This window comes from Enterobacter sp. HSTU-ASh6 (assembly GCF_026319105.1).
GTDB classification, from domain to species: Bacteria; Pseudomonadota; Gammaproteobacteria; order Enterobacterales; family Enterobacteriaceae; genus Enterobacter; species Enterobacter sichuanensis.
Genome location: NZ_WSPD01000001.1, coordinates 20,907 through 47,173 on the forward strand (window position 1 = coordinate 20,907; position 26,267 = coordinate 47,173).

Sequence of the window (26,267 nt, forward strand, 5' to 3'; positions counted from 1 at the left end):
TAATGCATGTTAATGGTTTTAGGTTTATTTGTGTTTGAGCGCCGCACGCTACCGCATCAGTCAATGCAGTACTCGAAGGATTACCGCTGGGTGTCAAACGACCGTATCGGCAAGCCACCGGCTTATCAATATCTCGGGGAAGGGGAAACCACGCGCACGCTGTCGGGTGTGTTATACCCCGAAATCACCGGTGGCCGTCTGTCGCTGACCGCCATCGAGCTGATGGCCGACGAGGGGCGAGCGTGGCCGTTGATTGATGGCACGGGCATGATCCACGGCATGTACGTCATCGACAAGGTGACGCACACGCACACCGAACTTTTCAGCGACGGAGCGGCCAGAAAAATCGAGTTTAGCCTGTCGCTAAAGCGGGTTGATAAATCGCTCGCGGCCATTTATGGCGACCTGCAGACGCAGGCCGACAATCTGGTCAAGTCTGCCGGTAACTGGCTGGGAGGGCTGGCAGGATGATTACCGGAATGAATATTCAGGCCGGGGCAAAGATTGCTCCGGCGTTTATGCTCACGCTTGACGGTGCGGATATCACGCAGAATTTCAGCGACCGGCTTATCGGTCTGACCATGACAGACAATCGCGGATTCGAGGCCGACCAGCTTGATATTGAGCTCGATGACACTGACGGCCAGATAGCCATGCCACCGCGTGGCGCAACGTTGACCCTGTGGTTAGGCTGGCAGGGTGCAGCACTGATAAAAAAAGGGATGTTCACGGTCGATGAAATCGAGCACCGGGGCGCACCTGATACGCTGACCATCCGGGGGCGCAGTGCCGATTTTCGCGGAACGCTGAACTCGCGCCGCGAGCAGTCATGGCATGACACTACGCTCGGGCAAATCGTGGAGACTGTTGCGGTGCGCAACAAACTGACGGCCAGCGTGGCCGACACGCTGAAAGCGATCCCCGTGCCTCACATCGACCAGGCGCAGGAATCCGACGCGGTGTTTCTGTCCCGCCTGGCTGACCGGAACGGTGCGGTGGTTTCGGTAAAAGCGGGAAAACTGTTATTCCTGAAAGCGGGGAGCGGTAAGACGGCCAGCGGAAAGCCCATTCCGCAGATGACGCTTGAGCGCGGGGACGGCGATCGTCATCAGTTTGCCATTGCTGACCGGGAAGCCTACACCGGCGTGTCGGCAAAATGGCTGCACACCAAAGACCCGAAGCCGCAAAAGCAAAAGGTGAAGCTCAAACGTAAGCCCAAAGAGAAGCACCTCCGCGCGCTGCAGCACCCGAAAGCGACCAATGCCCCGGCAAAGACTAAAGCCATAAAAGAGCAGGAAGCGCGCGAGGGTGAGTATATGGCCGGTGAGGCTGACAACGTGCTGGAGCTGACGACCATCTACGCGACAAAGGCGCAGGCCATGCGCGCCGCTCAGGCGAAGTGGGACAAGCTACAGCGCGGTGTCGCTGAGTTTTCAATCTCGCTGGCTATTGGCCGCGCCGATTTATTTCCTGAAACGCCAGTAGCGGTGAAAGGCTTTAAGCGCGTCATAGACGAGCAGGCGTGGATAATCAGCCGGGTGGTGCATAACCTCAACGGGAGCGGCTACACGACGGGCTTAGAGCTTGAGGTGAAGGTTTCGGATGTGGAGTACGAAAGCGAAGAATTAACGTAGTGATGTGTTTTTAACTATTTGTTCTGTAAGGGTAAAGAGGGTAAAATTAACGCATCGGAAATTAAATGAGGTGCTCGCCATGTTTCACTGTCCAAAATGCCATTATGCCGCTCACGCCCGCACAAGTCGCTATTTTACCGACACGACCAAAGAGCGCTATCACCAGTGCACAAACATCAACTGCAGCGCGACGTTTGTGACCACTGAGACGGTCGAGCGCTTTATCGTATCGCCGGGGGTAGTAGTACCAGCGGCACCGCACCCAACATCATCCGGTCAGCAACAAATTCACTGGCAGTGACTATAAGTAAACCCCGCAAACAAATGAGGGGTTTTCTTTTGGTTAATAAATAAAAAAACGATAGATTCCGACTGTAGCGTGAGGGTGTGAACTTATTGATTTTTTATTGTTTTTCAGGGTTGCTGTTGAAGCGATGGATATTAGTATGTAAATATGTATTCATTATTGCTTATCAGCTTTCCAGCTAAGTCGCCATTGAAAAGTTTTACGCAGTTTCGATTAGATATCATTGTTACTAAATTTTCTACCTTTAATTTTAACTTATAACTTTTGGCAATGGAGAAAAATGAAACAGATTAAAATAAATACGATCCATGAGTTGGAGGTCTTGATAGATGAATTTGGTCAAGACGTGTTATTTAGAGGGCAGCTTACTCATTATGGCTCGCCCGGTGAACCATCTGTTATTGCTTCATTTGATCGCCAAGATTGTATTCCATCGGAAACAATCAAGTGGTCTCGCTATGCGAGCAAGATCCTTGAGGCACTAATTGGTGAGCATGTTAATGACTTAGGCTATGTTCAAGCACTGTTACAACATTACGGATGGAGATCATTTTATGTTGATTGTTCTTCAAGTCCCGCGGTTAGTGCATGGTTTGCTAGTCATAAATACACCGAATCATACCGTATCGACATGTGCGAAGACTGTGATGAAAACTTTCTATGGGAGAGAAAAAAATACGCTGGCTATGATTATGAGGAGGGAACAGGTCACCTTTATGTGATTGATAAAACGTTCGCAAATGGCATTGGTCTAATAGACCTTTCCACGTTAACAATTGAACCATTTTATCCACGAACTGAAGCGCAAAAGGCCTGGCTCTTAGGACCGATGATGGGTAATGAAGTTCCTAAAGATTGCTTTATTGCTCAAATTACTGCAAACCGAGCTATTTTTCGTGATTATGCAGCATTACATGGTTTAACCAATCCAGATTCTCTTTTCCCACCAGTGTCAAAAGACCCCATTCTCAAGGCACTTTTAGATTTGCCATGGAGAGAAATAGAGTCATTACGTGATCCTAATTTCCCTGTGCCAGTTTTCAAACGCGCGCTTGAATTGCCTGAGTATCAGGATAGTTTTAAAAAAATCGCTTCGCCATCCACAGCATTTTATCAAGGTGGTAAAATTAGCGAAAATTTCAATTCTCTTGATACGACTATGGGAGAACTTACTGGGGGTAAAGTTGTTTCAGCCCCTGGAGTAATGATTTTTGGAACTGCTCCAGTCGGACTCCCATTAAGCTTCCCTAAAATCGAAAAAATGCTTGAAGGTAAACCTTACCTTGCTTTTGAAATCGATGAAATTATTAAGCATCCCGGCATGGGTTATGACACTGTGTACCAAAAAGGAATTGGTATAATCAATCACGGAACAGATCTTCTTGAGATTTGCGAGTTAGTGGTCATGCATCCTGGTTTAAAGATGACAAAGGCTGGTTTATGCCCTGGGTGGTACTATCGCAGAAAACCATCCGGCTTATGGGAGCGTGAACATAATGATAATGAATGTGGCTGCAAAAACGATAGCATCCATAAAAGACATCTTTCAGCTCTTCTTATAGCTGAGCATGAACTTCGTTAACTAGAGCGAAAGCGGTTTAATCGCTGGATTTCTTAGCACAACGGTTTGATTTCATATCATTAAGAGTAAGCCCCGCATCAGCAGGGCTTCAAGTGACGATGAGGTCAATATGTGGACGTGACCTGAAATAAATCCTTTTATTTCATTGTGTTGCAGCATTTAAAATGGCTCCTGCGGGAGCCTTTTTAATGTCATTGACAACCCCGCATCATTTAGTTGTATAGTACAACTAAATGATGAGGGCATACTATGCACAGCGAAACCCCCGTAGTCAGCGTTATCCGTCGTTCCTCGCGTCTGATGGTGCGAGAGTTGGGCTTTATGGCTTCCACCCTGGCCTCAACCCCTTATTCGCCCTCGGCCGTTCACACGCTCGTCGAAATCGCCTTGCGCAAAGAGATGACCGCAGGTCAACTGGTGCAACTGCTGGGGCTGGAAAAATCCAGCGTCAGCCGGATGCTGGCTCGCCTGATTGCCGCGGGTGAACTTGAAGAGGTGGTGTCCGCTGACGATGCCAGATCAAAATGCCTCAGGCTGACGGCGAAAGGCCACGACACGGTCCATAAAATTAATACCTTCAGCAACGCGCGCGTTGTATCAGCGATAAAATCCCTGCAGCCCGCTCAGCAGGAAACCATCTCCCGGGGATTGTCCCTGTACGCCGACGCGCTGCTGGCGTGTCGGGAGAAGGGTGTTGCTATGCCCCCTGATGAGCTTAAGATCGTGCAGGGCTACCTTCCCGGCATGATTGGCCGCATCGCAGAGATGCACGGATGCTATTACGCGCGCGAGCATCATTTCGGCCGCTTCTTTGAGGCTAAAGTGGCCTCCGGTCTGGCAGAGTTTAGTGGCCGGCTGGATAAACCCTGTAACCAGGTCTGGCTGGCGGTGATGAACGACAGGATTGTCGGGTCAGTGGCAATCGATGGTGAGGATTTAGAACAGGGCGCAGCCCACCTGCGTTGGTTTATTATCGACGACGGCTGTCGGGGCCATGGCGCTGGAAAAAAATTACTCACCGAAGCGATGCGTTTTTGCGACGACGTCGGGTTTTCAGCCGTACATCTCTGGACATTCAATGAGCTGACCACCGCCCGGTGCCTGTATGAATCGTTTGGTTTTACGCTGGTTAAAGAGTGGGAAGGCGACCAGTGGGGCAGCCTCATAACGGAGCAGCAGTTTACGCGACGACGGGACGCGTAGCCGCCATGATAAAAAAGGCTCCTTTCGGAGCCGATTTCTTCTCAGAACACTTTCTTATACGGGCGAACCGTCACTTTCGCATACACACCCGCGGCAACGTACGGGTCTGCATCAGCCCAGGCCTGAGCGGCTTCCTGGGATTCAAACTCAGCAATGACCGTGGAACCCGAAAAACCGGCGGCGCCCGGGTCGTTGCTGTCTACCGCAGGCATGGGGCCCGCGGTCAGTAAGCGGCCCTCATCCTGGAGCAACTGCAAACGTGCCAGATGAGCAGGGCGTACAGACTGACGTTTATCGAGTGAATCAGCAACATCTTCAGAGTAAATCACGTAAAACACGGCGAAGCTCCTTAACCGGTAAAAGTGTCAGTTACGTTATGTGAAAGGGCAAACGACTGCAATGTAAAATAAAAACAATGTTAATGCCCTGATCTGAATGCGCCTTTTTTCGCCTCTCTTGCGCTAAAGTTGCGCCAGGACAAAGTGTCTTATTGAATATGATTGCTATTTGCATTTAAAATCAGGGTTCGGTTTTTTAACGTTGATGACTATGACTTCGATGACCCTTGATTTACCTCGCCGCTTTCCCTGGCCGACGCTGCTTTCTGTCGTGATTCACGGTGCTGTTGTGGCGGGTTTGCTCTATACCTCGGTTCATCAGGTTATTGAAATGCCCGCGCCCGCGCAGCCGATCTCGGTGACGATGGTATCGCCTGCGGATCTCGAACCCCCGCAGGTTGCACCGCCGCCGCCACAGCCGGTTGCAGAACCGGAGCCAGAACCCGAGCCTGTTCCGGAACCACCGAAGGAAGCGCCGGTGGTGATCCACAAACCTGAACCAAAACCGAAACCTAAGCCGAAGCCCAAACCGGTGAAGAAGGTCGAGGAGCGTCCGAAACGCGAAGAGCGTCCGGTTGAACCACGCGCAACCCAGCCGGTAGAAAATGCAGCCCCTTCACGTCCGGTGATGAACAATACGGCAACGACCACCAAACCAACGGTCGCCGCGCCAGCGGGCCCGCGCGCCGTGAGCCGGAGTCAACCGCAGTATCCGCCTCGCGCTCAGATGTTGCGTATTGAAGGCCGCGTGCGGGTAAAATTTGACGTCACGGCGGATGGGCGCGTTGATAACGTGGAGATCCTGTCAGCGCAGCCTTCGAATATGTTTGAGCGCGACGTGAAAGCGGCAATGCGCAAATGGCGTTATGAGCCAGGCAAACCGGGTAGTGGGTTGGTCATTAATATTGTTTTCCGCCTGAACGGCGGGGCACAGATGGAATAAAAAAAGCCTCCGCAAGGAGGCTTTTTTTTGCCGGTGGTTCAGGCCTGCGGAAGCTGGCGAGGTTTACCTTCGCTGTCGACAGCCACATAAATAAACAGCGCTTCTGTCGCTTTATAACGCTGTCCAATCGGCTCAGAAGAGACTTTCTTCACCCAGACTTCGATGTTAATGGAAATAGAGGTGTTGCCGCGTTTTACGCAGCGCGCGTAGCAGCACACCACATCACCCACCGCCACCGGGCGCAGGAAGGTCATGCCGTCTACTCTCACGGTTACCACACGCCCGTGGGCGATCTCTTTTGCCAGAATTGCGCCGCCCATATCCATCTGCGACATCAGCCAGCCGCCAAAAATATCGCCATTGGCATTGGTGTCAGCGGGCATTGCCAGTGTGCGTAAAACCAGTTCGCCCTGAGGGGCGTTAGTTGTTGTCATTGTTTTAACTCGTAACGGAAGACTTCAGGCGGGATGCTACTATGATTTCACAGCGGTGAGAATAGACCAGAACGCCTGTTGCAGACGTTCTGGTCAGTCATTAATCAGTGCTTATCGTCCTGGGGCATATGGCGATAGATATATACGCCGCTTAGCAGCGTAAAGATAAGCGTCAGCGCGGTCAGGCCGAAGACCTTAAAGTTGACCCAGATATTCTGCGGCAGCCAGAAAGCGATATAGATATTGGCGAGACCGCAGAGAATAAAGAACACCGCCCAGGCAATATTCAGACGCGACCAGACTTCCTGAGGCAGCGTCAGCTCTTTGCCCAGCATGCGCTGGATCAGCGGCTTTTTCATTACCCACTGGCTGATTAACAGTGCACCCGCAAACAGCGCGTAAATCACGGTCACTTTCCACTTAATAAATTCATCATTGTGGAAGAACAGTGTAAGCCCGCCGAATACGGCGACCAGAACAAACGTGACCAGCGCCATCTTTTCGACTTTACGATAGCGAACCCAGCTGTAAATCAGGACAACAGCGGTCGCAACGATCAGCGCAGTGGTCGCGGCATAAATGTCGTACAGCTTATAAAAAGCAAAAAAGACCACGAGCGGTAAAAAATCAAGAAACTGCTTCATTCTGTGATTCCATTTTCTGAGCGGGGCGGGAGGCCTGGATGCCCCCCGCCTCAGGGTTACTGGCGAATTAACATATACAGGCGGAACAGGTAGACCAGCAGTACCGCTGAAATCAAATTGCTCAGCGTATTCGCCACTACCGCACCCACATTTGGCGTTAATACCGCAAAATTCGGTGCAAACAGTAACAGGAGCGTTTTGGCCAGCAGCCAGCCGACTACGGCAGGCGCTACCAGACGCATATTAGCCCATGCGAGACGGATGCTGCTGCGCATCGCGGTAAAAATACCCATTTTATCCTGCACAATCATCACAGGCGCAAAGGAGAGCACGATAGCCAGTAACACACCCGGCACCACCACCAGCATGATCCCCATTTGCACCAGCAGGGTGGTTAAAAAGATCAGGATAAACAGTTTAGGTAAGACCGGGGCGCTGGCACCAATCGCCCGTAAGGCGCTAACCCGATGACCCGCCGACACCAGCTGAATCAACAGCAACACGCCGCCGGCCAGAATGGCGTTACCAATCAGGCCGGAGAACGTGGATGCGGCAGACGCGCGCAGCAGAATTTGTTGCTGCTCCGGCGTCATGTTTTGCACCAGTTCAAACAGCCCCACGCTTCCCGCCAGATGGTCGCCCTGGCTCAGACTGGCAATCTGTTCGTCACTCGGTGAGAACGCATGACCCAGCACCACCGTGATAAAGGCGCATAACAACGCGATCAGTAAAAAGGTTATGAACTGATTGCGGAAAAAGTTTCCCGTGTCACGGTAGACAGACTTCGCCGTGATAGACATGCACTCTCCTTGAGTATTGCAGGTGTTAATTAGCCGGCAATTGTACACCGGATGCGCCTGCTGTGGCAGCATCAAGGCTTGTATGGAAAAGCATATCTTTGTAAAGCGGCGGTAATCCAACGCGCGCCCGGGCGCGATTACAGGCTTCGTTAACCTGACCCTCTTCACCCGACATCGCAAACTCGCGGCACGGGCTGGGGCGATTTTCATAGATGGAACATCGGGTCGAGACCCCAGGTTCACCCTCCAGCGCCACACAGCGAGCCTGCTTTTGGTTCGTGCCGCTCATGCAGCGCAGAAAGGGGGTTAACGGCTCAGTGAGATGAACCGGAACGGTACCGCCGCCATCGCTGGCCTCGGCCCAGTAGAAAGAGACTCGAAAATACGCACAACAGGCTCCGCACGTCATGCACGGGTTGATATCACTCATGGCACACCTGCAAAAGAAGAACGCATCAAATCAATTTGTGAGAGCGCTAAATTATCCAGCCGCCAGAGGAAGAGCAAGAGGGGGAAAAGAGAAAATTTTGTAACCGTGAAATGCCAAAAATTGACATGGGAACAACTTATCGGTTTTTAGTGCGTAACAAAAAATTAATCCAGATCAATGAATGTTAAGTTACTGGTTTTAATGTGATCTGGGGCAGATCACTTATTACTCTTTTGTGAGTATATTCTCATCCGCGATTAAAACCACAACGATGGAGCGGATATGAAAAAATTAGCGGTGGCAGCCCTTGTATTAAGCAGTCTCTCTGGTGGCGCGTACGCGCATGAAGCAGGCGAATTCTTTATTCGTGCCGGTTCGGCCACGGTTCGCCCAACCGAAGGTTCGGATAACGTGCTGGGAATGGGCGGTTTTAACGTCAGTAATAACACCCAGTTGGGGTTAACCTTCACCTGGATGGCGACGGATAACATTGGTGTTGAGCTTCTTGCCGCAACGCCTTTCCGTCATCGCGTGGGCCTTGGGCCAACCGGTGATATCGCCACGGTGCACCATCTGCCGCCAACGCTGATGGCGCAGTGGTACTTTGGTGATGCAAGCAGCAAGGTGCGCCCGTATATTGGTGCGGGTGTGAACTACACCACGTTCTTTGATGAGAAATTTAACGATACCGGAAAAGACGCCGGTCTGACTGACCTCAGCCTGAAAGATTCGTGGGGGATGGCGGGACAGGTCGGGCTGGATTATCTGATTAACCGCGACTGGTTAATTAACGCCTCCGTCTGGTATATGGATATCGATACCGATGTACGCTTCAAAGCGGGCGCTCAGCAGCAAAGCATCAGCACGCGTCTGGATCCGTGGGTATTTATGTTCTCTGCGGGTTATCGCTTCTAGTCCCTTCTGTTCAATGCGCCCCCGGCGGGGCGCATATCCTTTCTTACTTTTGAATCAGATAGCGAATGGTCGGGCCATCCTGCTGGATATCCAGCACCGTGTACCCATGGTTTTTGGCATCCAGCGGTATATTGTTGATGGACTGCGGGCAGTCGCTGACCACCTCCAGAATTTCGCCTTTCTTAAGCTGCGGTAACGCTTCAAGCGTAGCAACCGCCGGATAAGGGCAGGGTTCGCCAACCATATCAAGACGGTAATCAGGCACAATCTGTTTCATACAGCGTTCTCCTGCGTTTCTGTTTTGACACTCCCACGGCGGAAGAAACGTTTCTCCTGCGCGATAACCAGTAAAAACGCGACCAGCAGCAGGGCATAGGTGACCAGCAGGCCGCCGAGAGGCCCGAAGGTGTTCAGCAGGTTGACCTTGTCCCAGTTGGTGGCGAGCGCCGGGGACAGGTCGTCCCAGAAGTACGCCAGGAGCGTCGAGCCGATAACATTTCCCAGCCCCACCCACCAGTAATGCACCTGACCTTCAACGGCGCGGTACATCCAGCCAGTTTCACACCCGCCAGCCAGCACAATCCCGAAGCCAAACAGCAGTCCGCCAATCACCGCGTTAGGACCGGCCCACATGATTTTGGGTTCGACGCCTAACTGCACATAGCTGAAGATGCCGATAGCGCTGACTGCCATCCCGGCGATTATCGCTTTTGCCATCATCGTGCGCCCGGTGATCCACATGTCGCGAAACGCGGAGGTAAAGCAGATCTGCGCGCGTTCAATCAGCAGACCAAAACCCACACCGAACAGCATCGCCAGACCGAGTTTGGGCTGATTCAGGGCCGTGCAGAGCGCCCATGCCACCATCGCAAAAAAGAAAAGCATTCCGAGGTGGAAACGGCGACGCGCCTGCGAGGGCTTTTGCGTAAGCGGCGACGCGGCGCTCACTTTGACCATTTTGACGGGAATACGGAACAGCGGAAGAAGGGTAAATTTTGCGCCAAAGTAAGAGCCGATCGCTGTAGCAACAGCAAAGAACCAGGCATGGAGCGAAAACTGCGGGATCCCGGTAAAGAAGGCGGCAAGGTTGCAGCCCATCGCCAGGCGCGCGCCGAATCCGGCAATCATGCCGCCGACAATTGCCTGCAAAATACGGATCCGGCTTTTAGGCAGCCTGAGCTTTACGTTGTTTGCCCACAGCGCGGCGGCAAAACAGCCCCCGAACATGCCGATGATCATCATCCCGTCAATGCGGGTTAGCGGCGTACCGTCGAGATGGATGAGTTTGAAGTAACCCCACGCTTCGGTATGCACGCCAGCGAGTTGCAGCAGTTGCCCACCCCAGCGGGTAAACTCGCCAGTCACGGCCCAGAAGGTACCGGTGATGCCGAAATAATAAGTAGAGAGAATGCCAGCTGCGATAACGGCTGGAACAGGTGACCAGAACTTAACCAGGTAAGTCTGTTTGAAGGATTGCCATGACATGAATAAGCCTCTGAACTCAGAAGGATTAAAGATAAAAAAGAGTCCAGATCATACGCTTACATGACCGTTTGAAAAGCCATTCACACCGAAAATATCGAAAGGATCAATTTTGACATAATTCTTTGTAGATAGCGGGAAAGGAAGGGTAACCGTCTGGCAGGGATGCCAGACGGTGGATGGGTCAGGATTTACGCGTCGCGGCCTTCATGGCGCTGACGAACGTTTTCAGCTCGGCCAGCATCTGCTCTGGCTTGTCCACGTTCTTCTCGATGATCTTCACAATCGCGGAGCCGGAAATGGCACCTGCCGCCTTCGCGTCAATCGCCGCGGTGACCTGATCCGGAGATGAAATGCCGAAGCCCTGCAGCGGTGGTGCGGCGTGATATTCAGCCAGCTTTTCCACCAGATGATGCAATGGCAGCGCCGCTTTGTTCTCCGCACCGGTCACACCTGCGCGGGAGAGCAGGTAGGTATAACCGCGTCCGTAGGAGGCAATCTGGCGCAGCAGTGCGTCATCCGCATTTGGCGGGCAGATGAAAATCGGGGCCACATTATGGCGCATCGCCGCCTGGCGGAACGGTGCGGACTCTTCAACCGGCACGTCGGCTACCAGCACCGAGTCGACGCCCACCCGCGCGCACTCGGCATAAAATTCGTCGATTCCGCGGTTGAATACCAGGTTGGCGTACATCAGCAGACCAATCGGAATGCTCGGGTGCTTCTGGCGGATCGCCGCCAGCATCTCGAAGCACTGGGTTGGCGTCACGCCTGCGGCAAAGGCGCGCAGCGTTGCGTTCTGAATGGTCGGGCCATCCGCCAGCGGGTCAGAGAACGGGATCCCCAGCTCCAGCGCATCGGCACCGGCTTCAATCAGGGTGTCGATAATCTTCAGCGACTGCTCCGGGCCCGGATCGCCCAGGGTGACGAAGGGAACGAACGCGCCTTCCTGGCGGGATTTCAGCTCTGCAAATACGTTATCGTAGCGTTCCATCAGATTTCCCCTCGTGCTTTCAGAATATCGTGAACGGTGAAGATATCTTTGTCACCGCGACCGGAAAGGTTTACCACCAGCAGTTGCTCTTTTTCCGGGTTTTCTTTCATCATTTTCAGCGCGTGCGCCAGGGCATGCGAAGACTCCAGCGCCGGGATGATCCCTTCGCTGCGACACAGCGTTTTGAACGCTTCAAGGGCTTCGTCATCGGTAATGGAAACGTAATCCGCGCGACCGGTGCTGTTCAGGAATGCATGCTGGGGCCCGACGGACGGGAAATCCAGACCGGCAGAGATGGAGTACGACTCTTCAATCTGGCCTTCATCGGTCTGCATCATCGGCGCTTTCATGCCAAAGTAGATGCCCACGCGGCCATGCTTCAGCGGCGCTCCGTGCTCGCCGGTTTCGATGCCGTGGCCGGCAGGCTCCACGCCAATCAGGCCGACGTTCGTTTCGTCGATAAAATCAGCGAACATGCCGATCGCATTAGAGCCGCCACCCACGCAGGCGATAACGGCATCCGGCAGGCGACCCTCTTTTTCGAGGATCTGCGCTTTGGTCTCTTCGCCGATCATACGCTGGAATTCGCGGACAATCGTCGGGAACGGATGCGGACCCGCAGCGGTACCCAGCATGTAATGTGCGGTCTCATAACTGCCAGACCAGTCGCGCAGCGCTTCGTTACAGGCATCTTTCAGCGTGGCGGAGCCGCTGTGCACCGGGATCACTTCAGCACCCATCAAACGCATACGGAAAACGTTCGGCGACTGACGCTCAACGTCTTTCGCACCCATGTAGATGCGGCATTTCAGGCCGAGCAGGGCGCTGGCGAGCGCAGAGGCTACGCCATGTTGGCCTGCGCCGGTCTCTGCGATGATTTCGGTTTTGCCCATCCGCTTCGCGAGCAGCGCCTGACCCAGCACCTGGTTGGTTTTATGGGCGCCGCCGTGCAGCAGGTCTTCACGCTTGAGATACAGCGTGGTTTTGGTGCCTTCGGTCAGATTGCGGCATTTGGTCAGCGCCGTTGGACGGCCTGCATAGTTTTTCAGCAGATCGGTAAATTCAGCCTGAAACGCCGGATCTTTCTGCGCGCTGACAAAGGCTTCTTCCAGCTGGCGCAGTGCGGGCATCAGGATTTGCGGGACGTACATCCCACCAAACTCACCAAAATACGGGTTAAGTAATGTCGTCATCTTCTCTTCCTTAATATGCACGCAGAGTTTTAAATACGGAGGCCAGTTTGCTGGCATCTTTTATGCCGGGCTGGGACTCTACGCCTGAATTGAAATCGAGGCCCGCGCAGCCCATTTTGGCAGCTTCCACGCAGTTATCCGGGCTTAAACCCCCCGCCAGCAGGACGTTGTCCAGCTTTTCACCGTTCAGCAGTGACCAGTCAAATCGCTGGCCCGTGCCGCCCTGGCCGTTGTCGAGAACGTATTTGTCCACATGGCTCAGGTTTCGCGCGGGTAACGTCTTATCGACGCGTTGTGCTTTCCAGATTTGCACCTGCGGTGCCAGCGCGGCGCGCAGGTCATTGATATACGCCTGATCCTCATCACCGTGGAGCTGTACCGCGCTCAGCGATAACGCGTCGGTTTTCGCCGCAACCTCGGCGATGTCCGCATTACGGAAGACGCCGACATAGCTGAGTGGGGCCGCGGCTATCACCTTACGCGCCTGCTCTTCGCTTATCGAGCGTGGGGAGGTCTCCACAAAAATCAGTCCGCCGTAAATGGCGCCCGCTTCATAGGCAGCCTGGGCGTCCTGCTCGCGGGTTAAGCCGCACACTTTGTTTTCACCGAGTAGCACCCGACGCACTGCCGCATTGAGATCGTCATGTGCCATCAGGGCGGAGCCAATCAGAAAACCGTTGGCAAAGTGGCTCAGCTCGCGCACCTGAGCGTAGCTGTTAATGCCAGACTCGCTGATAACGGTTACGCCGGAACCCAGTCGCGGCGCCAGCTGGCGCGTGCGGTTGAGATCGATGGACAGATCGCGCAGATCGCGGTTGTTAATCCCGACCACTTTGGCCCCAAGCGCGATGGCGCGTTCCAGCTCCTCTTCATTGCTTACTTCGGTCAGCACGCCCATGTTCAGGCTGTGGGCCACGGCAGCAAGCTGGCGATACTGTTCGTCATCCAGAACCGAGAGCATCAGCAGGCAGGCATCCGCCTGATAGAAACGCGCCAGCCAGATCTGATACGGGTCAATAATAAAGTCTTTGCACAGGATCGGCTGCGGCGCGATGCCGCTGACGATCGGCAGAAAATCGAAGCTGCCCTGGAAATATTTCTCATCCGTCAGCACGGAGATAGCGGACGCATGATGCTTATAAATACCGGCAATACGTGCCGGGTCGAAATCGTCACGGATAACGCCTTTAGACGGGGACGCTTTTTTGCACTCAAGAATAAATGCGGTGCGCGCACCCTGCAGGGCGTCATAGAAACGACGGCTGCTCGGAACGACGTCATTCTGAAAACTGGCAAGCGGCTGCTGTTGCTTGCGGGCTTCCACCCAGATGGCCTTATCGGCAACGATTTTCGCTAAAACGGTCTGCATTCTTTACCCTCTTGCCGCAAGTGCGGTAACGCGATCGTAAGCTGCACCGGAGCGCAGTACATCCAGAACTTTTTGAACGTTGGCCTTCAGATCTTCCTCACCGTGCAAACGCATCAGCATGGCGACGTTGGCAGCAACGGCGGCCTCATGGGCGACCTCTCCCTTACCTTGTAATAAGCGCGTCAGAATGTCACGGTTTGCTTCCGGCGTACCGCCTGCCAGCGCCTCCTGGTGATACGGGGTTAAACCAAAGTCAGCGGCTTCCAGCTGGTAGCTCAGGATTTCGCCGTCACGCAGTTCGGCCACCAGCGTAGGGGCATGCAGCGACACTTCATCCATCCCGCCGCTGTGTACTACGGCAGCCCGTTGATAACCGAGCACGAGCAGCGTCTCAGCAATCGGCAGGACCAGCTCCGGGCTATAGACGCCAATCAGCGCCAGCGGCGGGTGAGCCGGGTTGATCAGTGGACCGAGCACGTTAAACAGCGTGCGGGTTTTGAGCTGCTGGCGAACCGGCATCGCGTGGCGGAAACCGGTGTGGTATTTCGGCGCAAACAGGAAGCAAACGCCCAGGTCATCCAGCGCTTCACGGGAACGTTCGGCGTTCATATCGAGATTAATGCCGAATGCCGCGAGCAAATCAGACGATCCGGAGCGGCTGGAAACGCTGCGGTTACCGTGTTTCGCCACTTTTAAACCACACGCCGCCGCCACAAAGGCGCTGGCGGTAGAGATATTGATACTGTTACTGCCATCACCTCCGGTACCAACGATATCCGCAAACGGATAGTCGGGGCGCGGGAACGGAGCGGCATTTTCCAGCAGGGCCGTAGCGGCGCCCGCGATCTCCTGCGGGCTTTCGCCACGCACTTTCATGCTCACCAGCGCAGCCGCTAGCTGTTCAGGCTTCAGCTCACCGCGAACCACGGCAGAGAAGAGCTGGTGGCTCTCCTGCTGGCTCAGGGTTTGTGCCTGGTACAGTTTTTCCAGAATCGGTTGCAGGGTGTTGGTCTGCTCCAGTTTCTGCAACGCCCAGTCCAGGGTCTGTTCCAGCAGACGGGCACCGTGTGAGGTCAGGATCGATTCAGGGTGGAACTGCATACCACAGACGCGGTCGGCATCGTGACGCACCGCCATCACCATCCCTTCAAACGAGGCGTTAATGGTCAGCCCGGCAGGAATGTTGCTTCCGACCAGCGAGTGGTAGCGTGCCACCGGGAGCGGGTTCGGCAGCCCGGCAAACATTGCCTGGCCGTCATGTTCGATGCTGGACGCTTTACCGTGCAGGATTTCACCCGCCTGGCCGACGTAGCCGCCATAGGCTTCCACAATCGCCTGATGACCGAGGCAGATGCCGATAATCGGCAGCTTGCCGCGCATGCGGGTCAGCAGCTCCGGCATACAGCCCGCTTCACTCGGTGCGCCAGGGCCCGGGGAGAGCATCAGCACCGGGTTTTGCATGGTAGCCAGACGGTCAATCAGGGTCTGTGCCGGGACGTGGTTACGATAGATAACAACGTTATGTCCATTCGCACGCAGCTGATCTGCCAGGTTATAGGTAAATGAGTCGATGTTATCGAGCAGCAGAATGTCAGCCATCAGAAAATCTCCTGTGCATGGTGTGCGGTAGCAATGGCGCGAAGGACCGCACGCGCTTTACTGCGTGTTTCGTCAGCTTCAGACTGCGGAACAGAATCAAGAACAATCCCGGCACCCGCCTGTACGGTGGCGATACCGTCTTCGACGTAAGCGGAGCGGATGACGATGCAGGTATCCAGATCGCCGTGGGCGGTGAAATAGCCCACCGCGCCGCCATAGCTGCCGCGACGACGCCCTTCGGCGGCGGCAATCAGCTGCATGGCGCGCACTTTCGGCGCACCGCTCAGGGTGCCCATGTTCATGCAGGCGCGATAGGCATGCAGCACGTCGAGGTCATGGCGTAACTCACCGACCACGCGGGAGACCAGATGCATGACGAAGGAGTAACGGTCAACTTTGGTCAGGTCCGCCACGTAACGGCTGCCAGGGGCGCAAATGCGAGCCAGATCGTTACGCGCCAGGTCAACCAGCATCAGGTGCTCGGAGAGCTCTTTGTGGTCGGTTCGCATTTCCAGTTCGATGCGGCTGTCGAGATCGCGATCCAGTGAACCGTCTGCGCGACGTCCGCGTGGACGGGTACCGGCGATCGGGTAGATTTCAATCTGGCGGCTGGTGGCGTCGTACTTCAGCGAGCTTTCCGGCGACGCGCCAAACAGGGTGAAATCGTTATCCTGCATAAAGAACATGTACGGGCTTGGGTTGCTCTTTTTCAGCACATCATAGGCCGCCAGCGGCGACGGGCAGGGCAGAGAGAAGCGACGGGAAGGCACCACCTGGAAAATTTCCCCGGCGCGAATCGCTTTTTGCATCTGGCGAACCACGGCACCGTACTGATCGTCGGTCTGGTTAACTTCGCAGGTCATTTTCTCCACGCGCTGCACGGGCAGCGCAGGCGGCGCTTCGGTCATCTGCTGCTGCAGCTGCGTGATGCGGTGTTCGAGACGCTGCTTCTCTGAGGAAGACGGCGTGAACAGGCTTGCCTGAATGCGGGTATATTTTTTCTGATGGTCGATCACCAGCAAGGTTTCAGCCAGATAGAAGCAGTAATCCGGGCAGCGGTTACCCTGTTCGGTTTCTGGCAAATCTTCAAAACCGGCGACCAGATCGTAAGCAAACAGTCCACCGAAGAACATCGCCTCGCGTTCATCTTCCGGTACAGTGACCAGATTCTGCAGCAGGCGGAAAGCATCAAAGACGGACAGGGAGCAGAGGCGCGCGTCTTCATCCAGCAGTTGGCTGACTGGCGGGAAGTGCAAAATACGCATTTCCGGATGACGTTCATTTTCAATGCCGGCAGGCAGAGTGGCATCCAGCAATGGCAGCAATGACGCACCATTCTCAGACAGCGCTTTGATGGTCACGGTGCTACCTAACGCCGTAATACGCAGCGCGCTGTCGACCAGCAGCAGGCTCTTCAGATCGTCCTTGCTGTCGATATCCGCCGACTCCAGCAGCAGTGTTGCCGGACGGGCACCGCATACCTGATGAAACAGCGCGGTAGGGTTGTGACGATAGACCGCCTCGCAGGTCAGCAGTTCGAGGTGTGGTTTGGCTGTTTGCATTATTGTGTTCTCATTTTCTGTTCAAAAAAAAGCCCGCTTAGTCGCGGGCTGGGTATCTGTTTGCATTTCGCAGACGCGTGACACTGCCCGATAATCAGGAAGTACGCCACCAACCGTGCAGAGTGCAATGTGCTGTCATTTTCAGATACCTTTCTTGTGTGAACTTTCGTACTAGTTAACTAGTTCGATGGCGTGTTGTCAACCCTTGATTTCAGAATTTCGTTTTAAGTCGGTATCATGGTGGTTTCGGATGTCTCCAACCTGTTATGGGAAGTGCTTTGAGCGATACCACCTACGCGATTATTTATGATTTACACAGCCATACTCAGGCCTCTGATGGCCTGCTGACACCCGAAGATCTGGTTCATCGTGCCGTTGAAATGCGCGTCGGCACGTTGGCGATAACCGATCACGATACGACAGATGCCATCCCGGCGGCGCGCGCCGAGATTGCCCGCAGCGGACTGGCGCTGAATCTGGTGCCAGGCGTCGAGATCTCGACGGTCTGGGAAAACCACGAAATTCATATTGTTGGCCTGAACATCGATATAGACCATCCGGCACTTCGGGCCTTTTTGCAAGAACAAAAAGCACGCCGTCATCAGCGTGCTGAGATGATCGGCGAGCGGCTGGAAAAGGCGCATATTCCGGGCGCGCTGGAAGGCGCGCGAAAGCTGGCGAACGGCGGGGCGGTGACACGCGGCCATTTCGCCCGTTTTCTGGTTGAAGCAGGCAAGGCAACGACGATGGCGGATGTCTTTAAAAAGTATCTTGCACGGGGGAAAACCGGATACGTTCCGCCGCAGTGGTGTACAATAAAACAAGCTATTGATGTGATTCATCATTCTGGCGGTAAGGCCGTGCTGGCCCATCCGGGGCGGTATAATCTTTCTGCTAAATGGCTGAAAAGACTGCTGGCACATTTTGCCGAATGCGGCGGTGAGGCGATGGAAGTCGCCCAGTGTCAGCAGGCGCCCAATGAGCGTGCGCAGCTCGCGACCTATGCGCGTCAGTTTGGCCTGTTTGGGTCGCAGGGGTCTGATTTCCATCAGCCCTGCGCCTGGATCGAACTGGGGCGCAAGCTCTGGTTGCCCGCAGGCGTTGAGCCGGTCTGGCAGCTCTGGGAACAGCCGCAGCAAATTGAAGAGAGGGAAGTATGAGTCAGTTTTTCTATATCCATCCGGATAACCCGCAGCCGCGCCTGATTAATCAGGCCGTGGAGATCGTCCGCAAAGGCGGCGTGATTGTCTACCCAACCGATTCTGGCTATGCGCTGGGCTGCAAAATTGAAGATAAAGGGGCGATGGAGCGTATTTGCCGCATTCGCCAGCTGCCGGACGGCCATAACTTTACCCTGATGTGCCGCGATCTCTCCGAGTTGTCGACCTATGCTTATGTCGATAACGTGGCGTTTCGCCTGATCAAGAACAACACGCCGGGTAATTACACCTTCATCCTGAAAGGGACCAAAGAAGTGCCGCGTCGTCTGTTGCAGGAAAAACGTAAAACCATCGGTATGCGCGTGCCGTCGAACCCGATAGCGCAGGCGCTGCTGGAAACCCTCGGCGAGCCGATGCTTTCGACCTCACTGATGCTGCCGGGAAGTGAGTTTACGGAGTCGGATCCGGAAGAGATTAAAGATCGTCTGGAGAAGGTCGTTGAGCTGATTATTCACGGTGGCTATCTCGGACAGCAGCCAACCACCGTGGTCGACTTAACCGAAGACACGCCGGAAGTGATTCGTGAAGGCGTGGGCGATGTAAAGCCTTTCTTGTAATGGTATAAGCAGATATACTACGCGGCCATCAAAGCAGGGCGCGGCCCTTTTTTGACCTGATTCGACGCCTGTGAAGGCGACACCTGAGGAAGCTCAATGAGCGAGAAGTTACAGAAAGTGCTGGCGCGTGCCGGCCACGGCTCACGCCGTGAAATCGAAGCCATTATTGAAGCGGGCCGCGTGAGTGTGGACGGTAAAATCGCCACACTGGGTGACCGCGTAGAAATCGTACCGGGGCTGAAGATCCGTATCGACGGTCATCTTATCTCCGTGAAAGAGTCTGCTGAGCAGATCTGCCGCGTGCTGGCTTACTATAAGCCGGAAGGCGAGCTGTGCACCCGCAACGACCCGGAAGGTCGCCCGACGGTGTTTGACCGTCTGCCAAAACTGCGTGGCGCTCGCTGGATTGCCGTCGGTCGTCTGGACGTGAACACCTGCGGTCTGCTGCTGTTTACCACCGACGGTGAGCTGGCAAACCGTCTGATGCACCCAAGCCGTGAAGTGGAACGTGAATACGCCGTGCGTGTCTTTGGCCAGGTTGATGAAAATAAACTGCGCGACCTGTCGCGTGGCGTTCAACTGGAAGACGGTCCTGCGGCGTTCAAAACCATCAAATTTACCGGTGGGGAAGGCATTAACCAGTGGTACAACGTAACCCTGACCGAAGGCCGTAACCGCGAGGTGCGTCGTCTTTGGGAAGCGGTCGGCGTCCAGGTTAGCCGTCTGATCCGCGTTCGCTACGGTGATATTTTGCTGCCAAAAGGCCTGCCTCGTGGGGGGTATACCGAACTGGATCTGACGCAAACGAACTATCTTCGTGAGCTGGTCGGCCTGACGCCAGAAACCACCTCGAAGGTGGCGGTGGAGAAAGATCGTCGTCGCATGAAGGCGAATCAGATCCGTCGTGCGGTGAAACGCCATAGCCAGGTGAACAGCAATCGCCGCGCCGGCAGCCGCAATAACAACGGTTAAAAACAGAAGCCCGGTCACAGTGACCGGGCTTTTTTTTAGTAATCAATCCCGATTTGCGCTTTGATACCTGCGTCAAAGGCATGCTTTACCGGACGCAGTTCGCTGACGGTATCGGCCAGCTCCAGAATATCCCGATGACACCCGCGCCCCGTGATGATGACCGTCTGATGGACAGGCCGGTTCTTGAGGGCCGTCAATACGGCGTCCAGCGGCAGATAATCGTAGGCGACCATGTAGGTGATCTCATCCAGCAGAACCATGTTCAGTGTGGGATCGGCCAGCATTCTTTTCGCGTGCTCCCAGACGGCGAGACAGGCTGCGGTATCGGTTTCCCGGTTCTGGGTGTTCCATGTAAACCCGGTCGCCATTACCTGAAACTCTACGCCGTGAGGCTCAAGCAAATTGCGCTCACCGTTGGGCCACTCGCCTTTAATAAACTGGATAACGCCGACTTTCTGCCCGTGGCCGACCGCACGGGTGGCGGTGCCAAACGCGGCGGTGGTTTTCCCTTTACCGTTACCGGTAAAAACGATGACGATCCCGCGCTCGTCCTGCGCGGCAGCGATGCGAGCGTCAACCTGTTCTTTCAGCCGCTGCTGGCGTTGCTGATGACGTTCTTCACTCATTGCGAAATTCCCGGCTTACGGCCCGGCTGGGCGTCAAAGGTCATCCCGGTTTTGCGGCGACTGTCATCACCCATCAGCCAGAGATAAAGCGGCATGATATCGGCCGGGGTTTTCAGCTTCTGCGGATCTTCACTCGGGAAGGCGCTGGCGCGCATTTTGGTGCGCGTTCCACCCGGATTAATGCAGTTTACGCGCAGATGACGGCTCTGGTACTCCTCCGACAGCACCTGCATCATGCCTTCGGTCGCGAATTTTGATACGGCATAGGCGCCCCAGTTCGCGCGCCCCTCCCGGCCAACGCTGGAGGAGGTGAAGACCAGTGAGCCAGAATCCGATTTGAGTAATAAAGGAAGCAGTGCCTGGGTCAGGAAAAACGTCCCGTTGACGTTGACCTGCATGACCTCCTGCCAGATCGCGGGATCCTGTTCATCCATCGGGCGAACCTCTCCAAGCAAACCGGCATTGTGCAGTACCCCGTCCAGTCGCGGGTAGTGCGTGCTGATGCGGTGAGCAAGCTCCTGACATGTCGCGGGGGTACAGGTGAGCAGATCCAGCGTGTACCAGCGGGCAGGAAGGCCACCTGCGGCTTCAATCTCCTGCGCCACCCCTTTCAGTTTTTCTTCGTTACGACCGGTCAGGATGACGCTCGCGCCATACTCAGCGTAGGTTAGCGCCGCTTCACGGCCAATCCCATCGCTGGCCCCGGTGACAAGGATGATGCGGTTCTGCAGCAGATTTTTTTGCGGTTGATAATGCACGGTGACTCCTCGGCGCACAGTGACTCAAAGACGCCTTCTTTTATGACTTTTCGGCTTTATGCCCGAATTAACATGAGAATTCAATCAGTCTACAGGACGCATTACTGTAAAATTAACAATTTGCAAATATTTAAACTCCCGACCGGGGATTCCTGAAGGCGGCTCGCAGAGGTAATGTCACGAGCGAGACGCATGGGCAGGGCTGTTGTACACTGCCGTGAAAGATTCGTGGTTAAATCAAGGTGGAACGCGTGGAATTACTTTCTCAATATGGGTTGTTTTTGGCCAAAATCGCAACGGTGGTGATTGCCATTGCGGTGGTTGCCGTTCTGATTGTTAACCTGACGCAGCGCAAGCGTCAGCGTGGGGAATTACGCATTACCCGCCTGAGCGAGCAGTACCAAGAGATGCAGGAAGAGATGTCACTGGCTCTGCTGGATACGCATCAACAGAAACTGTGGCATAAAGCGCAGAAGAAAAAGCATAAACAGGAAGCCAAAGCGGCGAAGGCAAAAGCTAAGCTCAATGCACCGCAGGATAAGGTCATTCCACGGGTTTATGTGCTCGATTTTAAAGGCAGCATGGATGCGCATGAAGTCGCGTCTTTGCGCGAAGAGGTCACTGCCGTGCTGGCCGTGGCGACACCGCAGGATCAGGTTGTCGTGCGTCTTGAAAGCCCGGGTGGCGTGGTTCACGGTTACGGGCTGGCGGCGTCGCAGCTGCAGCGTTTGCGTGAAAAACAGATCCCATTGACCGTGGCCGTGGATAAAGTGGCGGCGAGCGGTGGCTATATGATGGCCTGCGTGGCGGATAACATTGTTGCCGCGCCGTTCGCCATTATTGGCTCGATCGGCGTGGTCGCGCAAATCCCGAACTTTAACCGCTTCCTGAAAAATAAAGAGATTGATATCGAACTTCACACGGCGGGTCAGTACAAACGTACCCTGACGCTGCTCGGGGAAAACACAGAAGAAGGGCGTCAAAAATTCCGTGAGGATCTCAATGAAACGCATCACCTGTTTAAAGATTTTGTGCACCGTATGCGCCCGACGCTGGATATCGAACAGGTGGCAACGGGTGAGCACTGGTACGGCGTCCAGGCGCTGGAGAAAGGGCTGGTGGATGCCGTTGGCACCAGTGACGATCTGCTGCTCAACCTGATGGACGGCCGTGAGCTGGTTGGGGTGCGCTTTACCCAGCGTAAGCGACTGCTTGACCGCTTTACCAACAGCGCGGCAGAGAGTGCGGACCGCCTGCTGCTCCGCTGGCTACAACGCGGGCAGAAACCGCTGCTGTAAACAAAAACGCGAGGCCTGTGCCTCGCGTTTTGCGTTAATCGACCAGGTGATATTTCTCTGAAAGCGTATGCGCCAGGTATTTAAACATGTTAAACACGGCGGTGCTTTTCGGGGTCGGTAACCCCTGTTCGTCAAGGAAGTATTCACCGCTGAACACCAGCACGCCATTACGCTGCTCTACGCCGGTGGCTTCAATGCCCGCCAGCGTGTCTTCATGGTCACGGATAAGCTTGTTTGCTTCGATAAGCAGAGAGGCTCGGTCAATGGGTTGGGTCGTATTCTGCATAATCCACTCCTTAAACAGTGACAATAGTCTACGCCGCGGGCGCTTTGGGGGCAAATTTTCCCTGTTTTGTGAGGGGATAAGGTACGGGGACCTGGCTGGCAGGATTTGCTTTTGCATGCTAATAAAGTTGCGTAACGAATTTTATCAGGTAGAGTGTGCGCTTTCGTCATTCTGGCAACAGAATTGCTTGACATTCGACCGGGAATTCGTCACGAATTACACGAGATGTGAGAAAAATACCCGATAACTCAATCACCTGGGCGTGTTTTCTTTGATGCCCGGTAAGACAAAGGGGTTGATATCTCCTGACGCAGTCGCAATATCATTGGCTCGTCGTCAGCGGAAGGGAAATCAACGTGCGGCGTATTCCTGGAAGAATTAAATTAGGTAAAGGTGAATATGGGTAAAGCTCTCGTCATCGTTGAGTCCCCGGCAAAAGCCAAAACGATCAATAAGTATCTGGGTAATGACTACGTGGTTAAGTCCAGCGTCGGTCATATCCGCGATTTGCCGACCAGTGGCTCAGCCAGCAAAAAGAGCGCAGACTCTACCTCCACCAAAGGGGCTAAAAAGCCTAAAAAGGATGAACGTAGCGCGCTTGTCAACCGCATGGGTGTTAACCCATGGCATAACTGGGATGCACACTATGAAGTGCTGCCAGGGAAAGAAAAAGTCGTTAACGAGCTGAAGCAGCTGGCTGAAAAAGCAGACCACATATATCTCGCAACCGACCTTGACCGCGAAGGGGAGGCCATTGCATGGCACCTGCGGGAAGTGATCGGGGGCGATGACAAACGCTACAGCCGTGTAGTGTTTAACGAAATTACGAAGAATGCGATTCGTCAGGCGTTTGAGAAGCCGGGCGAGCTGAATATTGACCGTGTCAACGCCCAGCAGGCGCGTCGTTTTATGGACCGCGTTGTGGGCTATATGGTCTCTCCACTGCTGTGGAAGAAGATTGCCCGTGGCCTGTCCGCAGGACGCGTGCAATCTGTTGCCGTGCGCCTGGTCGTTGAGCGTGAGCGCGAAATTAAAGCCTTCGTGCCGGAAGAGTTCTGGGAAGTGGACGCCAGCGTGACCACGCCGGGCGGAGACGCACTGCCGCTGCAGGTCAGCCATCAGAACGACAAGCCTTTCCGTCCAGAAAACCGCGACCAGACCATGGCCGCCGTGGCGCTGCTGGAAAAGGCTCGCTATCAGGTACTGGAACGCGAAGACAAACCGACCAGCAGCAAGCCTGGGGCGCCGTTTATTACCTCCACGCTGCAACAGGCGGCAAGTACCCGTCTGGGTTACGGCGTGAAGAAAACCATGATGATGGCCCAGCGCCTGTATGAAGCGGGTTACATCACCTATATGCGTACTGACTCAACTAACCTGAGCCAGGACGCGGTTAACATGGTGCGTGGCTATATCAGTGACAATTTCGGCAAGAAATACCTGCCGGAAACTGCCAACCAGTTCGCCAGCAAAGAGAATTCTCAGGAAGCGCACGAAGCAATTCGTCCTTCTGATGTCTCTGTGTTAGCCGAATCGCTGAAGGATATGGAAGCGGACGCGCAGAAGCTGTATCAGCTGATCTGGCGTCAGTTCGTGGCGTGTCAGATGACGCCAGCGCAGTACGATTCCACCACGCTGACCGTCGGCGCGGGGGATTTCCGTCTCAAGGCGCGCGGTCGCATCCTGCGCTTCGATGGCTGGACGAAAGTGATGCCCGCGCTGCGTAAAGGCGATGAAGACCGGACGCTGCCTGCGGTGAACAAAGGGGACGAACTGTCTCTGGTTGAGCTGATCCCGGCTCAGCACTTCACCAAACCACCTGCGCGCTTTAGCGAAGCCTCTCTGGTAAAAGAGCTGGAAAAACGCGGTATTGGCCGCCCGTCAACCTACGCGTCCATCATCTCGACGATTCAGGACCGTGGTTACGTACGTGTTGAAAACCGTCGTTTCTATGCGGAAAAAATGGGGGAGATCGTCACCGATCGCCTGGAAGCCAACTTCCGCGAGTTGATGAACTACGATTTCACCGCGCAAATGGAAGACAGCCTCGATCAGGTTGCCAGCCATCAGGCAGAGTGGAAAAAAGTACTCGATAGCTTCTTCAGTGACTTTACCGACCAGCTTGAAAAAGCGGAGAAAGATCCTGAAGAGGGCGGCATGCTGCCTAACCAGATGGTCCTGACCAGCATCGACTGCCCTACATGTGGCCGCAAGATGGGGATTCGCACCGCAACGACGGGCGTATTCCTCGGCTGCTCTGGCTATGCGCTGTCGCCAAAAGAGCGCTGCAAAACCACCATCAACCTGGTGCCTGAGAATGAAGTTCTTAACGTGCTGGAAGGTGATGATGCAGAAACCAACGCCCTGCGTGCCAAACGCCGCTGCAAAAAATGCGGCACGGCGATGGACAGCTACCTGATCGATCCAAAACGTAAATTGCACGTCTGCGGTAACAACCCAACGTGTGACGGCTATGAGATCGAAGAGGGTGAGTTCCGCATTAAAGGCTATGACGGTCCGATTGTGGAGTGCGAGAAATGTGGTTCTGAAATGCACCTGAAAATGGGGCGTTTCGGGAAGTATATGGCCTGCACCAACGACGAGTGTAAAAACACGCGCAAAATTCTGCGTAACGGTGAAGTGGCTCCGCCGAAGGAAGACCCGGTTCCGTTGCCAGAGTTACCGTGTGAGAAGTCCGATGCCTATTTCGTGCTGCGTGATGGCGCTGCAGGGGTTTTCCTTGCAGCCAACACGTTCCCGAAATCGCGCGAAACCCGCGCGCCGCTGGTGGAAGAGTTACACCGTTTCCGCGACCGTCTGCCTGAGAAACTGCGTTACCTGGCCGATGCGCCTCAGCAGGATCCGGAAGGCAACAAAACCGTGGTACGTTTTAGCCGTAAAACGAAGCAGCAGTATGTGGCGGCAGAGAAAGAGGGTAAAGCGACCGGATGGTCAGCCTTCTTTGTCGATGGCAAATGGGTTGAAGGCAAGAAATAATCTTCCCTTACCGTAACTTACCTGCAAAAGGGCCGGCTTTCCGGCCCTTTTTTATTGCCTTGTTATTATTTTTTGTTCCGTACTATACAGTCAGGCTATAAATGATATAGTGGTTATAGTTAAC

The 26,267-nt window shown here is 54.5% G+C and carries 27 protein-coding genes and 1 other annotated feature; of the genes, 12 read left to right on the plus strand and 15 right to left on the minus strand.

Annotated elements, in window-relative coordinates; translation table 11 throughout:
• The first annotated feature begins 6 nt into the window (after positions 1–6).
• The 5 genes from GM298_RS00135 (at position 7) to GM298_RS00155 (ending at position 4,726) form a co-directional block, all read left to right on the plus strand.
• Complete coding sequence (locus GM298_RS00135; RefSeq protein WP_266153233.1) at positions 7–471, plus strand: phage tail protein; 465 nt, start codon at positions 7–9, stop codon at positions 469–471.
• Positions 468–1,634, plus strand: coding sequence for a phage late control D family protein (locus GM298_RS00140; RefSeq protein ID WP_266153234.1), 1,167 nt, complete (start codon positions 468–470; stop codon positions 1,632–1,634). Before GM298_RS00135 ends, GM298_RS00140 begins: the two co-directional genes overlap by 4 nt.
• A 79-nt stretch (positions 1,635–1,713) precedes the next feature.
• A complete protein-coding gene (locus GM298_RS00145) occupies positions 1,714–1,935 on the plus strand; it encodes a DNA-binding transcriptional regulator (RefSeq protein WP_266153235.1) in 222 nt (73 codons plus the stop codon).
• A gap of 286 nt (positions 1,936–2,221) precedes the next feature.
• Complete coding sequence (locus GM298_RS00150) at positions 2,222–3,523, plus strand: FRG domain-containing protein (RefSeq protein ID WP_266153236.1); 1,302 nt, start codon at positions 2,222–2,224, stop codon at positions 3,521–3,523.
• Between the two features lie 249 nt (positions 3,524–3,772).
• Positions 3,773–4,726 (plus strand): bifunctional helix-turn-helix transcriptional regulator/GNAT family N-acetyltransferase, encoded by a 954-nt coding sequence (locus tag GM298_RS00155; RefSeq protein ID WP_266153237.1) that lies wholly within the window; start codon positions 3,773–3,775, stop codon positions 4,724–4,726.
• A 41-nt stretch (positions 4,727–4,767) separates the two neighbouring features.
• On the opposite strand, the gene GM298_RS00160 is transcribed toward GM298_RS00155, so the two are convergent.
• The gene (locus GM298_RS00160; RefSeq protein ID WP_025756564.1) at positions 4,768–5,064 is read right to left on the minus strand and encodes a YciI family protein; all 297 of its coding nucleotides are present in this window, start codon (positions 5,062–5,064) and stop codon (positions 4,768–4,770) included.
• A gap of 220 nt (positions 5,065–5,284) precedes the next feature.
• On the opposite strand from GM298_RS00160, the gene tonB reads away from it, so the two are divergent.
• The gene (gene tonB, locus GM298_RS00165; RefSeq protein ID WP_025756565.1) at positions 5,285–6,007 is read left to right on the plus strand and encodes a TonB system transport protein TonB; all 723 of its coding nucleotides are present in this window, start codon (positions 5,285–5,287) and stop codon (positions 6,005–6,007) included.
• Between the two features lie 38 nt (positions 6,008–6,045).
• Here tonB and yciA read toward each other — a convergent pair whose 3' ends face one another.
• The 4 genes from yciA to GM298_RS00185 form a co-directional block, all read right to left on the minus strand.
• Positions 6,046–6,441, minus strand: coding sequence for an acyl-CoA thioester hydrolase YciA (gene yciA, locus GM298_RS00170; protein WP_008502796.1), 396 nt, complete (start codon positions 6,439–6,441; stop codon positions 6,046–6,048).
• 104 nt (positions 6,442–6,545) lie between these two features.
• Positions 6,546–7,085 (minus strand): septation protein A, encoded by a 540-nt coding sequence (locus GM298_RS00175; protein WP_025756566.1) that lies wholly within the window; start codon positions 7,083–7,085, stop codon positions 6,546–6,548.
• A gap of 56 nt (positions 7,086–7,141) precedes the next feature.
• On the minus strand, positions 7,142–7,885 hold the full coding sequence (locus GM298_RS00180; RefSeq protein ID WP_025756567.1) for a YciC family protein: 744 nt from the start codon (positions 7,883–7,885) through the stop codon (positions 7,142–7,144).
• Between the two features lie 25 nt (positions 7,886–7,910).
• Complete coding sequence (locus tag GM298_RS00185; protein WP_047958832.1) at positions 7,911–8,315, minus strand: YkgJ family cysteine cluster protein; 405 nt, start codon at positions 8,313–8,315, stop codon at positions 7,911–7,913.
• Between the two features lie 282 nt (positions 8,316–8,597).
• Between GM298_RS00185 and ompW the strand changes: the two genes are divergently transcribed.
• A complete protein-coding gene (ompW, locus tag GM298_RS00190; RefSeq protein WP_266153238.1) occupies positions 8,598–9,230 on the plus strand; it encodes an outer membrane protein OmpW in 633 nt (210 codons plus the stop codon).
• A 43-nt stretch (positions 9,231–9,273) separates the two neighbouring features.
• On the opposite strand, the gene yedF is transcribed toward ompW, so the two are convergent.
• The 7 genes from yedF to GM298_RS00225 all read right to left on the minus strand — a co-directional run bounded on the left by yedF (position 9,274) and on the right by GM298_RS00225 (position 17,429).
• On the minus strand, positions 9,274–9,507 hold the full coding sequence (yedF, locus tag GM298_RS00195) for a sulfurtransferase-like selenium metabolism protein YedF (protein ID WP_025756570.1): 234 nt from the start codon (positions 9,505–9,507) through the stop codon (positions 9,274–9,276).
• Positions 9,504–10,715 (minus strand): selenium metabolism membrane protein YedE/FdhT, encoded by a 1,212-nt coding sequence (gene yedE / locus GM298_RS00200; protein ID WP_266153239.1) that lies wholly within the window; start codon positions 10,713–10,715, stop codon positions 9,504–9,506. The genes yedF and yedE overlap by 4 nt, the downstream gene beginning before the upstream one ends.
• A gap of 181 nt (positions 10,716–10,896) precedes the next feature.
• A complete protein-coding gene (trpA, locus tag GM298_RS00205) occupies positions 10,897–11,706 on the minus strand; it encodes a tryptophan synthase subunit alpha (RefSeq protein WP_045285935.1) in 810 nt (269 codons plus the stop codon).
• Positions 11,706–12,899, minus strand: a complete 1,194-nt coding sequence (gene trpB, locus GM298_RS00210) for a tryptophan synthase subunit beta (protein ID WP_047958829.1) — start codon at positions 12,897–12,899, stop codon at positions 11,706–11,708. Before trpB ends, trpA begins: the two co-directional genes overlap by 1 nt.
• 10 nt (positions 12,900–12,909) lie before the next feature.
• A complete protein-coding gene (gene trpCF / locus GM298_RS00215; RefSeq protein ID WP_266153240.1) occupies positions 12,910–14,268 on the minus strand; it encodes a bifunctional indole-3-glycerol-phosphate synthase TrpC/phosphoribosylanthranilate isomerase TrpF in 1,359 nt (452 codons plus the stop codon).
• Positions 14,269–14,271: 3 nt separating this feature from the next.
• Positions 14,272–15,867 carry a bifunctional anthranilate synthase glutamate amidotransferase component TrpG/anthranilate phosphoribosyltransferase TrpD gene (gene trpD, locus GM298_RS00220; protein WP_266153241.1) on the minus strand — a complete coding sequence of 532 codons (1,596 nt, stop codon included), beginning with the start codon at positions 15,865–15,867 and terminating at the stop codon, positions 14,272–14,274.
• A complete protein-coding gene (locus tag GM298_RS00225) occupies positions 15,867–17,429 on the minus strand; it encodes an anthranilate synthase component 1 (protein ID WP_266153242.1) in 1,563 nt (520 codons plus the stop codon). Before GM298_RS00225 ends, trpD begins: the two co-directional genes overlap by 1 nt.
• 23 nt (positions 17,430–17,452) lie before the next feature.
• Positions 17,453–17,547, minus strand: a sequence feature (Trp leader region).
• A gap of 148 nt (positions 17,548–17,695) precedes the next feature.
• Here GM298_RS00225 and rnm point away from each other — a divergent pair.
• The 3 genes from rnm to rluB all read left to right on the plus strand — a co-directional run bounded on the left by rnm (position 17,696) and on the right by rluB (position 20,178).
• Complete coding sequence (gene rnm, locus GM298_RS00230; protein WP_126800172.1) at positions 17,696–18,589, plus strand: RNase RNM; 894 nt, start codon at positions 17,696–17,698, stop codon at positions 18,587–18,589.
• Positions 18,586–19,206, plus strand: coding sequence for an L-threonylcarbamoyladenylate synthase (locus GM298_RS00235; protein ID WP_025756578.1), 621 nt, complete (start codon positions 18,586–18,588; stop codon positions 19,204–19,206). The genes rnm and GM298_RS00235 overlap by 4 nt, the downstream gene beginning before the upstream one ends.
• A 96-nt stretch (positions 19,207–19,302) precedes the next feature.
• The gene (rluB, locus tag GM298_RS00240; protein ID WP_025756579.1) at positions 19,303–20,178 is read left to right on the plus strand and encodes a 23S rRNA pseudouridine(2605) synthase RluB; all 876 of its coding nucleotides are present in this window, start codon (positions 19,303–19,305) and stop codon (positions 20,176–20,178) included.
• Positions 20,179–20,213: 35 nt separating this feature from the next.
• Here the strand turns inward: rluB and cobO are convergent, their stop codons facing one another.
• On the minus strand, positions 20,214–20,804 hold the full coding sequence (cobO, locus tag GM298_RS00245; protein ID WP_059387019.1) for a cob(I)yrinic acid a,c-diamide adenosyltransferase: 591 nt from the start codon (positions 20,802–20,804) through the stop codon (positions 20,214–20,216).
• Entirely contained in the window at positions 20,801–21,562 is a 762-nt protein-coding gene (locus tag GM298_RS00250) for a YciK family oxidoreductase (protein ID WP_262783694.1), read from the minus strand. The genes cobO and GM298_RS00250 overlap by 4 nt, the downstream gene beginning before the upstream one ends.
• Positions 21,563–21,813: 251 nt before the next feature.
• On the opposite strand from GM298_RS00250, the gene sohB reads away from it, so the two are divergent.
• Complete coding sequence (sohB, locus tag GM298_RS00255) at positions 21,814–22,860, plus strand: protease SohB (RefSeq protein ID WP_025756582.1); 1,047 nt, start codon at positions 21,814–21,816, stop codon at positions 22,858–22,860.
• A gap of 34 nt (positions 22,861–22,894) precedes the next feature.
• Here the strand turns inward: sohB and GM298_RS00260 are convergent, their stop codons facing one another.
• Positions 22,895–23,146 carry a YciN family protein gene (locus tag GM298_RS00260; protein ID WP_003856804.1) on the minus strand — a complete coding sequence of 84 codons (252 nt, stop codon included), beginning with the start codon at positions 23,144–23,146 and terminating at the stop codon, positions 22,895–22,897.
• A 399-nt stretch (positions 23,147–23,545) separates the two neighbouring features.
• Between GM298_RS00260 and topA the strand changes: the two genes are divergently transcribed.
• Positions 23,546–26,143, plus strand: a complete 2,598-nt coding sequence (topA, locus tag GM298_RS00265; RefSeq protein WP_025756584.1) for a type I DNA topoisomerase — start codon at positions 23,546–23,548, stop codon at positions 26,141–26,143.
• Positions 26,144–26,267 lie beyond the last annotated feature (124 nt).